This window comes from Providencia huaxiensis (assembly GCF_002843235.3).
Classification (GTDB): domain Bacteria; phylum Pseudomonadota; class Gammaproteobacteria; order Enterobacterales; family Enterobacteriaceae; genus Providencia; species Providencia huaxiensis.
Genome location: NZ_CP031123.2, coordinates 1,506,660 through 1,520,832, shown reverse-complemented (window position 1 = coordinate 1,520,832; position 14,173 = coordinate 1,506,660). Strand labels below are relative to the sequence as shown.

Sequence of the window (14,173 nt, the reverse complement as noted above, 5' to 3'; positions counted from 1 at the left end):
ACAATGATCAAGATAATTTCTCTATTGAAATATAAACCATTAAATCGATATGATGTGCAATCATTTAGGTTGTATTATATTTACTTGTAATTATATGCATGTAATTATTTAGATTCACTTCTACTTTCTACGAGGGCCATATATGAACAATTTCGAATTTTATAACCCCACTCGTATCATTTTTGGTGAAGGTAAAATCAGCGAACTTGACAGAGTTGTCCCTAAAAATGCTAAGGTTCTTATTTTATTTGGCGGTGAAAGTGCAAGAAAAACAGGAACCTTGAGCGAAGTTGAGCAAGCTTTAGGGTCTCGAACATTCGACCATTTTGGTGGGATTGAGGCTAATCCTCGCTATGAAACCTTGATCAAAGCTGTCGATAAAATTGAAAAAGAAGGCTTTGATTTTTTACTAGCTGTGGGTGGCGGTTCCGTCATTGATGGCGTTAAATTTGTCGCTGCTGCGGTAAATTATCCAGGCGATAAATGGGAAGTGGTCACAAACAGAGGTGCGACCATAAAAACTGCGCTGCCTTTTGGTACAGTATTAACATTACCTGCTACAGGTTCTGAAATGAACAAAGGTTCTGTGATCACTCGTGAAGAACTGCATTCTAAACTTGCTTTTATGAGCGACCATGTATTTCCTCAATTCTCTATTCTTGACCCAGTAAAAACCTATACTTTACCGACTCGCCAAATCAGTAATGGCGTTGTTGACGCTTTCGTTCATGTTATTGAACAATATTTAACTTATCCAGTGAATGCCTACGTTCAAGATGCATTTGCAGAAGGTTTATTAAAAACATTAATAGAAATTGGCCCTAAAGCTCTTGAGACACCAAAAGATTATGATATTCGTGCCAATTTAATGTGGACGGCTACGTTGGCTTTAAATGGTTTAATCGGTGTTGGTGTTCCACAAGACTGGTCTACACATATGTTAGGCCATGAAATCACTGTGCTGTATGGTTTGGATCATGCACAAACACTCGCTATTGTTCTGCCATCTATGTTGGCCGAAAGATTACCACAGAAACAAGCTAAGTTAGCACAATATGCTGAACGAGTTTGGGGAATTACATCTGGTTCAGAGCAAGAGAAAGCATTAAAATCTATCGAGTTAACTCGAGCATTCTTTGAAAAAATGCAAGTAGGCACACGTTTTAGTGACTACCAGCTGACTCAAGATGTTATTGAACCATTAATCAACAGCTTGGCTGCACACGATATGGTGAAATTAGGCGAGCACCAAGATATTGACCTAGTGGTTAGCCGTCGCGTATATACGGCTGCACTGTAATCTGATATTAAAGGAGCAATTGATACTGCTCCTTTCCCCTACACTTTTAATTTTTTGTTATTATTAACTAAGCACCATAATAATAGTCCTGCACATGATGCCATAACCATATTGAAATACAGGCTATTAATCACAGATGCTTTTAACTGCAGAAAAGCATTTTCGTATGAAGAAGCCAATAAGCTATATTGCATAATAACAGAAGCCACTGTTGCCCCTAAAGCAGCCCCGACTTGTTGTAATGTCGCCATAACGCCTGATGCCATTCCTGAAAATGTTGAATTAACCCGTGATAAAATTAAGTTCAACATAGGGGTCATAATCATTCCTTGGGTAAACCCAATAAGAAATAATGCCGGCGTAATAATATTTAGATTGGTTGTTGGAGTAACAATGAACAGTAATCCAATGAATAGCAAATAGCTCAAACCATAGCCAATTGCCCCGCCCACAATAACCTTATCCCCTAAACAATTAGTCCATTTGGGCGTTAATAATGAAGATAGTACAAAGCCGATACTTGCGGGCACAAAGATCAATCCAGAGTCTAACGGCGTTAAGCCAAACCCACGTTGTAATAGTATGGATGTTAATAAAGGAAAGGCAGATGATGTCGCATAAACACATAAAACGGTAAATAGACCAATCACATAAGCTTTATTAAAAAGTAGCTGGATACTCAATAATGGCACTTTATTTGCGCGTTCCAGCTTTCGTTCCCAAACAATAAACAGTAACAGAATTAAACTGCCCATGAGTAATAAACCACTACAGAGCCATGTCCATCCCCAAATTGGCAACATCAGTAAAGGAAACAGAACCATAGCAATTCCTATACTGGATAGTACAACGCCATACCAATCTAAATTAACACTCAGTTTTTTCCCCTCATATAAGTAATGGGACAGCCCTATAGCTACAGCACCAATCGGGATATTAATTAAAAATATCATTCGCCAGCCCAATTCTAGAACATTCATAGTAATCAGCCAGCCCCCTAAAGCCTGCCCAGCGATGGCAGCAAGACCTAATGTCATACCTAGATAACCAAACGCTTTTTTAGCTTGTGCTCCTTCAAAATTCACATGAATACTGGAATAAACTTGTGGAAATAATAAAGCAGCAGATAACCCTTGAATACAACGCGCGAGCACTAGAATTCCCGCAGTAGGAGCGACCGCACATAATGCAGATGAAATAACAAAAAATACCATACCTAGTCGATACAATGTTCTTTTTCCATATATGTCTCCTAATCTCCCTCCTGTTATCAATAACAAACCAAATGCTAGTTCATAACCAACAATAATTAGTGTTAATTCCGTTAAGTTTGCATTTAATGATTTTTCAATACTGACAATTGCAACATTAACAACAAATAAGTCAAAAATTGTCACAAAACCAGCTAGTAATAAGACCACCAATGCAATAATTTGATGCTTGTTCATCTGTTTCTCATTTCGACAATATAGGAAACGAGGACTATAATTGCTTAATTATCCTGATACAATTTAACCATTTATACTATTACTAAAAGCAATAGACTATGAAAGATAGACAAAGAACTCGTCCAGAACTTGCTGATTTTCTTAAAAATAAACGTGAAAGTGTTTCACCTGAACAACTCGGCTTACCTAGAAGCACTCGGCGTAGAACCTCGGGGTTACGGCGTGAAGAAGTCGCCGCTCTTGCTGGAGTTGGTCTAACTTGGTATACATGGCTAGAACAAGGTAGAGATATTGGCGTTTCTAACCAATTTTTGGATAACCTTTCGAAGGCTCTACTATTAAATAGCGCTGAACGACAGCACCTTTATTTACTTACACAAAATAGAGAACCCACAGCGACTGGCCAGACTGAACATCATGTTCCTGCCGCAATAACTCGAATGATAAATGACTTTCCTTCAGACTATCTTTGTTATGTTCTCAACTTACACTGGGATGTACTTGCTTTTAACGCATTGGCTGATAAATACTTCCATTTTTCAAGCGCAGAGCCCTACTATTGTAATTTTCTCTATTTGCTGTTTATGGATGAACGCTACCAAACTCGTTTTCCTAATTGGCCTCTTGTCACACAACAATTGTTAGCCAGTTTCCGACGCGACTATGCTCGGACGAAAAACAACCCTCACATTCAAAAACTGGTTAATACCTTAAGCTCAAAATCAGATTACTTTAATACCTTATGGAATAAACATGAAATTTATCAACCTTGTACGGGAATTCGTGAAATAAGTTACCAAAACTGCACTCAGCACTATGACTATACTTCGTTGACTTTTGATATAGACAAAGGAAATCGGCTTCTAGTTTATATGCCAAAAAAGCAAAAACTTTAAAGCTATTTTTTAAGGATAGAGTCTTTTTTGACCTAATTGAGTAATAAAGTTTTTCCTTTATTGTGTAGAATTACTCACTAGCATATAACATTCAATTAGGTTGTCGGTGTTTCATATTTCCAGATATTTAATTGAAAATGGTACATTAGCATCAGCAAAATATCGTTTTCAATTTTGAGCATTAATCACCATATCTCACCACTGTAAATTTAGGTATTTTATAGCTTACAGATAGTTTGAAACAAATATATAACAACAATTAATAAGTTAGGTTGTGAGCCATGTTATCTAAATTTAATATATCAAACAGTGCATTACTTGCATCGTCACTGCTCTTAACTATTGGGCGTGGTGCAACATTGCCCTTTATGGCTATTTACTTAACCCGCGAATATAAAATGGCTATTGATATTGTCGGTGTCGCAATGTCAATGGCTATGGTGGTCGGTGTTTTATTTAGCATGGGCTTTGGTATGCTAGCTGACCGCGTTGACAAAAAACGCTGCATGTTATCTGCAGTTATCGCCTTTATTTGTGGGTTTGTTGCAATACCTATCGTTAATAATGCAATTCTCGTCATTATTTTCTTTTCGCTAATAAATTGCTCTTATTCCGTGTTCTCAACGGTACTAAAAGCCTATTTTGCAGATACTCTTACCGTTGCATTAAAAGCAAAAATATTTTCCTTAAATTATACATTCATTAATATAGGTTGGACCGTTGGGCCACCTATTGGTACTTGGTTATTAATGTATAGCATTAACTTACCATTCTATTTAGCTGCAATTTCTGCCGCTTTCCCTATATTCTTTATACAGAGGTTTGTGCAAAGCATAAAACCAATACCTTTAGAAGAAGGCCAGATCCGTAAATGGAACCCTGTCGCTATGCTAAGAGATCAAGTCCTAGCATGGTTTATTTTATCCACCTTCTTAGGCTCATTAGTTTTCGGTACTTTTACGACTTGGATATCGCAGTATGCCATTACCGTTGCTAACAGCGACTTTGCCCAAGTGGTTATTGGCGTTATTTTACCTGTGAATGCAATTGTCGTTGTAACTTTGCAATATACGGTCGGCAAACGGATCACTCCAGATAATTTAAGAAAATTAATGACATTAGGTAGCCTATTTTTCATTTTAGGATTGGCAACCTTTATGTATTCTCATGAAAATTTATACCTTTGGGCTCTTGGCGCCTTTATTTTCACTCTAGGTGAGTTAATCTATGCCCCTGGAGAATATATGTTAATTGATAGTATTGCCCCTGACGGAATGAAGGCCAGTTATTTTTCGGCTCAATCTCTAGGGCTACTTGGTGGTGCATTTAATCCGATGTTAACAGGAGTTGTACTAACTGAACTTCCACCCTATTTTATTTTCATTATTCTTATGTTTATTACATTTTTAGCCTGGCTATCCATGTTAAATGGAATGCGTCTAAGAAAAAAACAATTATTAGTTTTCTGACCCTCGTATTTTCTCCACCGAAAAACTATTTTCAGTGGAGAAAATACCCTATCTATAGTTTCTTTGCCCTTTCTCTAGAAGGAAAAACTAAAACAATAGCCGCGCTCAATAATACAATAGTCAAGATTATAGAAACGTTAAGATAATTTTTTGCAAAGAGTAAAGAAAAGATTGGTAATGCAGATAATAAAATCAAGTTGTTAACACTTTCGGATATAGACAAAATAAAACCTTTATTCTCTGCGCTTTTTCTTGCTAACATTGCTGTACTTATCGGTGATGCTAGACCCAACATCCCCCCTAAAATAGTTAAGCATAATCCATAACCAATTAACGAAAGCCACCCACTGAGAAATAAGGTAATCGTAACCATAATTATTAAAATAATAACCACGAGTTTTGCATTATTTGATGCTTTAATTTTTTCAATTTTTGTAACTAAGCCATTACCACATAATAGCCCAATTCCAAATAATCCCATTAAGCTACCGACCTCCACACTTTCTAAGTAGGATCGTTGCCTTAATATTTCACCTGCAAGCAAAAACATACAGACCGACACGCCATTCCATATGCTTTTAGCTAATATGAATCTGACAATACCTACGTGCTTAATCGCTTTAAAAGATAATTTTCTTCCGATCGTTTTTTGAGAGTGCGGTAGCGTAAATAACGCTATGATAAATACCAATAAGCATCCTATTGCGGTATATACAAATGGAGCATACCAAGCAAAATATTGAACTAATACCCCTGCAATGATAGGCCCTGTAATAATACCGACTGTCATTCCCATCATAATACTCCCCATTGCTATAGCCTGTTGACTTTCACTAATTACATCAGCAACAAGGGCAAAGATAACGGGAACAAGTGAGGCAGAAGCCAATCCACCGAGCCCCCTTAAAACTAGAACAATCAATAAATTAGGCGCAAAAATGATAGCTAAACTGTCGAGCGATAATAACAAGAGAGCCGTGAGCACAATTTTACGCCTGTCAATTCTATCTGATAAGAAACCAATAATAGGAGCAGCCAAGGTATAGGCCAAAGCATAAGCCGATATCAGCCAAGTAATCTGTTCGGGCTGAACATGAAACACAATTGCTAACGGCGATATAATAGCCGACAACATGAATTCTGCGGTGCCAACAAGGTATACCGCTACTGCAGATAAAAGCAGTAAGTAATGAGTGGAGATCATAATATTCTCGTTTTGACATACATTAAATTTCCCAATCATCGCTATGATTGAGGTTATAGCGTTTTTTTAAGAAAATGAGGGAGTTTTTTGGTAATGAGTTGCTAGGGAGCAAGTGATGTTTAACGACTGGAAATATTGAGATAATTAGTTGAGACAGCAAACTGGAAGACAAACGTGAAGAGACAGCCATTAAACCTTAAACGTTAATTAAATTCAACTAACTTATGAAAAAGTTAAATAAATATTATCTATTGTTCAGATATTTTGAATACAGAAACAAGAATTAATAGCTAATTTTATTATTTCTATGTGTTTGAATACGTAATATCTCCTATATAAATAGGCTAACTCCAGCTATTAATCGATGATTATCCGCCTCCATATCAAAAAAAACTCTCACTAGCTATTTTATAATGCACAAACAATAACAAGATAGATGCTTCCATACTTGGTTATTAAATGAATTGAAAAGAACAGTTTATTTAATAATTAAATTAAAGCATGTTTAAGCTAACGGAAGGTGTATAAACATGAATATCACGACTCGGTTGAAATTTGTTTCATTTCTACAATTTTTTATCTGGGGATCATGGCTAGTTACTTTCGCGTCTTATCTCTTCAATACATTGCACTTCAAAGGCGGTGAAATTGGTCTGATTTTTAGTACATTAGGCATTTCAGCTTTATGTTCGCCAATTATCATCGGATTTATTGCAGATAAAATTAATAACCGAAAGCTTGTTTACGTTGCATCACATATTATTTCTGCTGTATTTTTAATCGCTATGGCTCATAGTCATTCAATAACCCTGCTATTTATTATGACATTAGTTCATCTAATGTTTTATATGCCAACTATTTCTGTTTGTAATAGCATTGTTTTTGAAATGTTGAGTGCCAAGAAACTCGATTCTGATGTCTATTTCCCCAAAATACGAGTTTACGGTACTGTAGGCTTTATTGTCGCTATGTGGACAATTAGCTTATTAAAATTGGAAATGAGTTTTTATCAATTATATGTCGGCGCAATTGCATCGGTTGTGCTCAGTATTTTTTCTGTATTCTTTATTTCAACGCAGAGCTGTAAAATTGAGAAAAAAGGAGAAAAATCCAGCTTTAGTTGCCAAAATATTATTTTACTATTTAAAAAAGGAAGAGTAGCGGTATTCTTATTTTTTGCCATGCTATTGGGATCTGTCTTACAAATTACCAATACCTTTGGCGTCCCCTTCTTACAAGATATGGCATTAATGCCCGAAGCTAGAGGCTCTATTTTTTCTGAATATCCCACTATCTTTTTATCAATATCGCAATTTTCTGAAATCATCTTCATTTTGCTTTTACCTCTGCTACTCAAAAAGTTCAAAATTGAAACCATCTTATTCATGAGTATGATTGCGTGGATTTTACGATTAGGTTTATTTGCCTATGGTGATTTCACTGTAATTGGTACCATCGCTTTATTTTTGTCCATGGTTGTATACGGCTGCGCATTTGATTTCTTTAATATCGCTGGCTCGCTATTTTTGGAAAAAGAAATTGCTCCCGAATTTAGATCAACAGCTCAAGGAGTATTCACCACATTAGTTAACGGTTTTGGTACTTTTTTAGGTGCTGTATTATGTGGTTGGGTTATCGAATTAAATACGGTCAATGGCGTGGTGGATTGGAAAACTTTCTGGATGATTTTTACGGGGTACACGGCTAGCTTCACTCTTATTTATTTGGTTTACTTGTTTTATTCTAAAAATAGCCAACCAAAAACGACTATTTAACAACTGATAGCCCCCTTATTCATTAGACATATTTACAGAATAAGGGGCTTTATATTATTTTAAACTTGTGACTTTTAATGCTTCCCCTAATATTTTAATTGCATTGCGTCGCCTTGCGATTAATGGAAGCGCGTAATTTATTCGTAAATGATTAAGGAAACATCCACCAGTCGAGAAATGTTCCCCGGTTAGAACAGTGACTTTATTACGATGTAGAATATCGAGTAATTTACGATTATCAACCGGTAGATGTTCAACCCACAATGAAAATCCTCCTTGTGGCCGCGAAATACGAGTATTAACAGGAAAATGGGTTTCAACTAACTCTTTATATTGGCATTGTAGTTCACTATAATGCTGTCTCATTCGGCGCAAATGCAAAAAATAATGCCCTTCCTTTAAGAAGTTCGCCATAACTTGCTGCATAAAAATCTCACCAGAACAGTGCGATAAATATTTTAAATGTAGAACTTTCTCTTTATATCTCCCAGGGATTATCCACCCCGTACGAGTGCCTGGTGCAACCGTTTTTGAAAAAGAACTACATAAAATCACATGTCCATTGTTATCTAGCGATTGTATTGTCGAAGGCCTTGGATACTGATACGCCAACCCTGCGAGGCAATCATTTTCAATGACTGTTCCATGATGTTTTTCAACAATATTCAATAAACGTTGTTTGTTATTATCAGGCATGATACAGCCCATTGGGTTATTGCAACTCGGCGTCACAACAACTGCTTTTACTTCCCAGCGTTCGAATGCTTCCTCTAGCCTATCGAGGTCTATTCCAGTTTCAGGGTCAATAGGAATTTCAATAATTTTCCGACCTAAGCCATACAACGTTTGTAACAATCCTGGAAATGTTGGCGATTCAACTGCGGCGTTTTTCAAGGTAGTTGTCGCCTGAGCTGTTAAGCAGCTTCTTTTTTGTTCTCTGGGTTTAATTTCACATCACCGATTTCCTCCCAGTTTCTAATACCCTTTGACCAGCGGTTAGGGTTCTTTTTTTGCGCTTTGGTATATAGCTCATGGCGTCTTGCCAATATCGCTTTATCTTCACCATTATGGCGTTGCGCTGGTGTCACGAATTTGATGCGACTATGCCTGTGCTCAGTGTTGTACCATTGAGCGAAGCCTTTCATCCAAGCTCTTGCATCTTCAAGGCTTTTAAAGCCTTCGCTTGGCCAGCGGTGACTGTATTTGACCGTGCGGAACAATGATTCTGAGTACGGATTATCATTGCTGACACCGGGGCGGCTACGAGAGCCAATGACACCCATATCAAGCATTTTGGCTTGCATCGTCAAACATTTCATCGGGCTACCGTTATCTGAATGCAATACCACGTCTTTTTTAACGCATTTCTCAGACCAGAGCGTGCGCTCAAGCAATTGGGCAGCATGTTCACCTGATTCACTGTCATGAACTTCCCACCCGACAACCTTACGGCTGAAGATGTCGATTATCATGTAGAGGTAGAAGAACCGACCAATGACCGTTGACGGGCAGTAACTAATATCCCAAGTCCACACTTGGTTTGGCGCTGTCGCTGTGTACCCCTTAGGTTTAGCTCGGCTACCTTTAGGTTTTGCTTTACCTCGATGGGCTAGCTGGTCATTGGCTTTCAACACACGATAAAAGCTCGATTCAGACGCGAGATATTGCCCGTTATCTGCCAGCATTGGCACTATCTGACTTGGCCCTAAATTGGCGTATTCTTCTTGGTTACAGGTAGCTAATATCGCTTGCTGCTCTTCCTCAGTGAGCTTGTTACTCGGTTCTGGCCTATCAGCTGTAGGTCTTTTGTCACCACTGATTTCACCGCTTTCCTGCCAGCGTTGTAATGTGCGTACAGACATACCAACTTCTTCACAGGCTTTCTCTTTTCTAGCACCTGAGCCGACTGCTTCATCAATCAGAGATGCGTAATGCTGCCTATCTGTGAGTGAGGTTAATTGTCCTCGTCTTCCCCCCAGTAGGCATTTAACTTTTTTCTGAGCACCAACAACGCTGCCGTTTCAGCAAGCGCAGCATCTTTGCGCTTTAACTCTCTTTCTAACTCTTTAATCCGCTTACGATCATCCTTTCGCTCTTGGGTTAATTGCTTACGTTGCTGGGCTTTAGTTTGATTGCCTGCAATGCAGCTTCGCTTCCATTCTTTAACTTGCTCAGGGTAAAGCCCTTTTTCACGGCAATACTCACTTAACTCAATTTCGCTCAATGCTGCTGTTTCTAAAACAATTGAGAACTTTTGCTCTGGTGACCAACCATCTGAACTATTGCTATCAGCCAAACTAGAACCTGCTTTTAAATACTTATCTCGCCATGAATACAAAGTAGATAAGTTGATACTTTCTAGCTTTGCGAATTGGCGTAATGATAAGCCACTTTCAACCAGCTTTCTAATGATGGCTTTCTTATGATCTTCAGGATAATGCTTCACTAATATCTAACTTACCGCTCCCTGTTATATTTTTATGAAAAACTGAGGCGACAACTATCCTGACACAGGGGGACTGCAATAACATCATTACCTTGTGTACACGCTTGCAAAGCGATTGATAATGATTGATGACCACTCGTCGTGGTCACAATATCATCAGGCGTAAACAGATGACTATCATCGGAAATTAAATGAATTTGTTCTCTTAAGGACGCTAGCCCTTGCAAGCTATCATATTCCAGAGTTAGGGAAAGTTTACGACGTGCAACCATGGTCATTTCTTGCCATAGTGGCTCTAAACTTTTATCTTCTATATTAGGGACGGCACAAGATAATGATGTCACACCATGCCGCTCAGATACACGCAGAAAATCCATTGTTGGATTCCATTGAGCAACTTGGACAGGTTTTTGAATATAATTTGCCACTTTAGGCAAAAGAGCTTCTGTTTTTTCTGGTATCACAAAATACCCTGATTTAGGTACTGCATAAATCAGTTGTAAACGTTCCAGCTCACGGTACGCGAGTTGTGCAGTAGTGATGCTGACTTGATGAGTGCGCCCAATATCCCTCACTGACGGCATCTTTTCACCGCTAAGAAACTCACCTTGTTTAATTTTTTCCTGTAGTTCTTGTGCTATTTGTTTGTACAGTAACACATTATAAACCCTTCTCATTTTCCCATAAGGATAATGTAATACAAAAATGACTGAATTTGATCTGTATTTTGCAAAAAAACAAATCTGTCACTTTTTTAAAAATGTTCGCCATGCAATTCTAAATATAAATTCGTACTTTATTAGGAATATTTATGGAATATGAAAAAAACACAAGAGGAAAGCCACACCCTAAATTCATCTTATTACAACCTATTGTTTGGATATTTAAGAAAGCAAATACTTTTATTCGAGAAAAAAGACGTGAAAAATATAAAGGACAAAAAATATAGCATTATTATCAACCGTATAAAAAAACATATTACCTGGATAGTTTTTAATGGGTTTGTAATGGGTTTTTCACATATCAATAAATGAAAATAGCTACTTCTAAAAATAATATTTTAGTTTTAGATATCATATTGTATTTACTAATACAGCACCCATTATATATTAATATTGGTGCTGTTAATCTTAAATATTCTAGCTAAAGTAATTTATTAGACATAATGATATGAAAACTATGGCCACCCATGATTTTCTTAGCTATCATTAACTATTATCTGCCTTATACTGGGCTTCTTTTAGCAATAGCGCTTGTTTTCGATCAATGCCCCAACGATAGCCTGAAAGATCACCATTACTTCTAACCACTCGATGACACGGAATAGCGACAGCTAACATATTTGCACCACAGGCATTAGCTACCGCTCTGACTGCACTAGGCTTGCCAATTTTCTCTGCAATATCTCTGTAGCTTACCGTTTCTCCTAATGGAATATTTCGTAAAGCTTGCCAGACGCGCTGTTGAAATGCAGTACCTTGAATGTCTAATGGTAAATTTAAACCAATTTCAGGTGCCTCGATAAAACCCACTATCTGAGCTACCAGTTGTTCAAAACCGTCATCTCCTCCAATCAGCTCTGCTTTTGGGAATTTATCCTGTAAATTATTCAATAACTGCTCAGGGTCATCCCCTAATAAAATAGCACAAACACCTATCGGACTTTGTGCAACGAGTAGTGTCCCCAATGAGCAAACTGCAAGAGCAAAATAAATTTTATTACCACCGCCACCTGATTTCCATTCACTTGGTGTCATACCTAATCGTTTAGATGAAGCTTCATAAAAGCGACTATTTGATTGATAACCCGCATCATAAATAGCGTCAGTTATTCGTTTTTTTTCTTGGAGCTGTCGTTGCAATGCTTTGTGGCGAAAAGCATCCCCGTATGCCTTTGGGGTTAACCCGGTTTGTGCTTTAAATAAACGATGTAAATGGTAACGGCTCATACCAATATAATCAGCTAAACTTGCCAGACTCACCGCTTGCTCCTGCAGTTCAATATAACGGCAAGCTTTTTCAATTTGTTCTTGGTAAAATTGGGCTAATCGTGAATTTTCTGCTCGAAAACGTTTTCCAGCACGATAGCCTTGTTTAATCGCTTGCTGTTCACTATCGAAAAATTCAACGTTATTTCTATTTGGTAAACGCCCAGCCGCAGAAGGATGGCAATAAATAGCTGATGTTTTTACACCGTAAATAAAATGACCATCTGCGGCTTTATTTCGTTCAATTACCGCTTGCCATCTCTGTTCCGGTGTTTTCCACAAATTTTTAGCTGTCATCATGCCACCCTCCGCTAGATAATTACATTAATTATGGCAAATTTCAGTACCAAAAAACTCCGAACATTGCTTTTTAATTCAGATTGTATTTATCCAGTGCGATAATCCTTTTAATTTATTGAACTGTAACTTTATGATAATCATCAGTTGAATAAATGTAATTAAATTAGTCATATGCAATTTCAGCTTCTACTTTAATATCGGATTTTTTGCGAAAAGAAACCAGAATAACCAAAATACCTAAAACAGCAACGAGTGCTCCCATAAAACTAATCATTGAATAGCTATACCCGTAGGATAAAACTACCCCTCCAATTGCTGCACCTATAGCATTTCCTAAATTAAATGCCCCAATATTAACGGAAGAAGCTAAGGCTTGAGCCCCTGTAGCTGCATTCATAACTAACATTTGAATTGGTGGTACAATACCAAAACTAAAAATACTCCATATCATTAGGCCGACACCCGCACCAAAAGCATTTATCGCAATAAATGGGAATATAGCCATACTTAATGCCAACATAATGAAAAATATTATTAAAGTGCCAAAGAGCGACTTATCTGCAAATAATCCACCAATATAGTTACCAATAGTAAAACCTACACCAATAATCACTAACATCATCGTGATCATTTGGTCTGAAGCCTGAATAAAACTCATTAACATTGGTGTAATATAGGTATACAGCGTAAACATTGCACTTGCACCTAAGACAGTAGATAACATGCCTAACAGGACTTGAGGGCGACGTAAAATACGCAATTCACTTTTTACATTTACTTTTGTCCCCATTAGGTTACTTGGTAAAGCCCAAATTAAACTAATAATCGTCAGAATGCCTAAAATTGAAATTAAATAAAATGCCTGCCTCCATCCCACAACTTGTGTTAATTTCGTCATCAGAGGTACTCCTCCGATATTGGCTATTGTTAGCCCCATAAACATAGCCGCTATTGCACTTGCTTGTTTCCCCGGAGGAACCACACTTGCCGCAACAATTGCACCTAATCCAAAAAATGCGCCATGATTCAAACTCGTCACGAATCGTGAAAGTGACAGTGTCACTAAATCAGGTGACATTGCCGATAATACATTCCCAACAGTGAAGATCGACATCAAAAATACTAGTGCTACTTTAGGCCGCTTTTTTACCAATAATAGTGTCATAATAGGAGCGCCAACCATAACGCCAAGGGCATAAATAACCACTATCACACCCACAGATGGAATACTTTCTTGTATATTATCAGCAATATAAGGAAGCATTCCCATTGGCGAAAACTCTGTTGCTCCAATAGCAAAAGCCCCTATTGCTAATGCTAGTAATGCCGTGTTAATTCTCATATAAA

12 protein-coding genes are annotated in these 14,173 nt (G+C 37.6%); 5 read left to right on the top strand and 7 right to left on the bottom strand.

What is annotated here, in order from left to right:
- Positions 1-142: 142 nt before the first annotated feature.
- Positions 143-1,300, top strand: a complete 1,158-nt coding sequence (locus tag CYG50_RS08660) for an iron-containing alcohol dehydrogenase (RefSeq protein ID WP_102138540.1) — start codon at positions 143-145, stop codon at positions 1,298-1,300.
- 38 nt (positions 1,301-1,338) lie between these two features.
- Here the strand turns inward: CYG50_RS08660 and CYG50_RS08655 are convergent, their stop codons facing one another.
- Positions 1,339-2,748: an MFS transporter gene (locus tag CYG50_RS08655; protein ID WP_102138539.1), complete on the bottom strand. Its 1,410-nt coding sequence runs from the start codon at positions 2,746-2,748 to the stop codon at positions 1,339-1,341.
- 98 nt (positions 2,749-2,846) lie between these two features.
- Between CYG50_RS08655 and CYG50_RS08650 the strand changes: the two genes are divergently transcribed.
- Together CYG50_RS08650 and ydeE are read left to right on the top strand one after the other, a co-directional pair.
- On the top strand, positions 2,847-3,644 hold the full coding sequence (locus tag CYG50_RS08650) for a helix-turn-helix transcriptional regulator (protein WP_102138538.1): 798 nt from the start codon (positions 2,847-2,849) through the stop codon (positions 3,642-3,644).
- Positions 3,645-3,925: 281 nt separating this feature from the next.
- Complete coding sequence (gene ydeE / locus CYG50_RS08645; RefSeq protein WP_102138537.1) at positions 3,926-5,113, top strand: efflux MFS transporter YdeE; 1,188 nt, start codon at positions 3,926-3,928, stop codon at positions 5,111-5,113.
- A gap of 52 nt (positions 5,114-5,165) precedes the next feature.
- Here ydeE and CYG50_RS08640 read toward each other — a convergent pair whose 3' ends face one another.
- On the bottom strand, positions 5,166-6,317 hold the full coding sequence (locus CYG50_RS08640) for an MFS transporter (protein WP_102138536.1): 1,152 nt from the start codon (positions 6,315-6,317) through the stop codon (positions 5,166-5,168).
- Positions 6,318-6,847: 530 nt separating this feature from the next.
- Between CYG50_RS08640 and CYG50_RS08635 the strand changes: the two genes are divergently transcribed.
- On the top strand, positions 6,848-8,092 hold the full coding sequence (locus tag CYG50_RS08635) for an MFS transporter (protein ID WP_102138535.1): 1,245 nt from the start codon (positions 6,848-6,850) through the stop codon (positions 8,090-8,092).
- 54 nt (positions 8,093-8,146) lie between these two features.
- Here the strand turns inward: CYG50_RS08635 and CYG50_RS08630 are convergent, their stop codons facing one another.
- The 3 genes from CYG50_RS08630 to CYG50_RS08620 all read right to left on the bottom strand — a co-directional run bounded on the left by CYG50_RS08630 (position 8,147) and on the right by CYG50_RS08620 (position 11,197).
- On the bottom strand, positions 8,147-8,986 hold the full coding sequence (locus CYG50_RS08630) for an aminotransferase-like domain-containing protein (protein WP_238706840.1): 840 nt from the start codon (positions 8,984-8,986) through the stop codon (positions 8,147-8,149).
- Positions 8,987-9,006: 20 nt separating this feature from the next.
- Positions 9,007-10,538 (bottom strand): IS3 family transposase gene (locus CYG50_RS08625; RefSeq protein ID WP_374189495.1). Its coding sequence is split into 2 segments (ribosomal slippage): positions 9,007-10,076 and positions 10,076-10,538, totalling 1,533 coding nucleotides; the frame shifts between segments, so codons are not numbered across the junction.
- Between the two features lie 32 nt (positions 10,539-10,570).
- Entirely contained in the window at positions 10,571-11,197 is a 627-nt protein-coding gene (locus CYG50_RS08620) for a GntR family transcriptional regulator (RefSeq protein ID WP_238706839.1), read from the bottom strand.
- A gap of 152 nt (positions 11,198-11,349) precedes the next feature.
- On the opposite strand from CYG50_RS08620, the gene CYG50_RS22910 reads away from it, so the two are divergent.
- Positions 11,350-11,487, top strand: coding sequence for a hypothetical protein (locus CYG50_RS22910; RefSeq protein ID WP_168222838.1), 138 nt, complete (start codon positions 11,350-11,352; stop codon positions 11,485-11,487).
- Positions 11,488-11,746: 259 nt separating this feature from the next.
- On the opposite strand, the gene ada is transcribed toward CYG50_RS22910, so the two are convergent.
- Positions 11,747-12,826, bottom strand: a complete 1,080-nt coding sequence (gene ada, locus CYG50_RS08615) for a bifunctional DNA-binding transcriptional regulator/O6-methylguanine-DNA methyltransferase Ada (RefSeq protein WP_375373111.1) — start codon at positions 12,824-12,826, stop codon at positions 11,747-11,749.
- A gap of 163 nt (positions 12,827-12,989) precedes the next feature.
- Positions 12,990-14,168, bottom strand: a complete 1,179-nt coding sequence (locus CYG50_RS08610; protein WP_102140318.1) for an MFS transporter — start codon at positions 14,166-14,168, stop codon at positions 12,990-12,992.
- Positions 14,169-14,173: the final 5 nt, after the last annotated feature.

Bases quoted from the DNA above. Each gene is read 5' to 3' on its own strand.
- CYG50_RS08660 (WP_102138540.1), top strand. From the start codon at position 143: ATGAACAATTTCGAATTTTATAACCCCACTCGTATCATTTTTGGTGAA.
- CYG50_RS08650 (WP_102138538.1), top strand. From the start codon at position 2,847: ATGAAAGATAGACAAAGAACTCGTCCAGAACTTGCTGATTTTCTTAAA.
- CYG50_RS08635 (WP_102138535.1), top strand. From the start codon at position 6,848: ATGAATATCACGACTCGGTTGAAATTTGTTTCATTTCTACAATTTTTT.
- CYG50_RS08640 (WP_102138536.1), bottom strand. From the start codon at position 6,317: ATGATCTCCACTCATTACTTACTGCTTTTATCTGCAGTAGCGGTATAC.
- ada (WP_375373111.1), bottom strand. From the start codon at position 12,826: ATGATGACAGCTAAAAATTTGTGGAAAACACCGGAACAGAGATGGCAA.
- CYG50_RS22910 (WP_168222838.1), top strand. From the start codon at position 11,350: ATGGAATATGAAAAAAACACAAGAGGAAAGCCACACCCTAAATTCATC.
- ydeE (WP_102138537.1), top strand. From the start codon at position 3,926: ATGTTATCTAAATTTAATATATCAAACAGTGCATTACTTGCATCGTCA.
- CYG50_RS08610 (WP_102140318.1), bottom strand. From the start codon at position 14,168: ATGAGAATTAACACGGCATTACTAGCATTAGCAATAGGGGCTTTTGCT.
- CYG50_RS08655 (WP_102138539.1), bottom strand. From the start codon at position 2,748: ATGAACAAGCATCAAATTATTGCATTGGTGGTCTTATTACTAGCTGGT.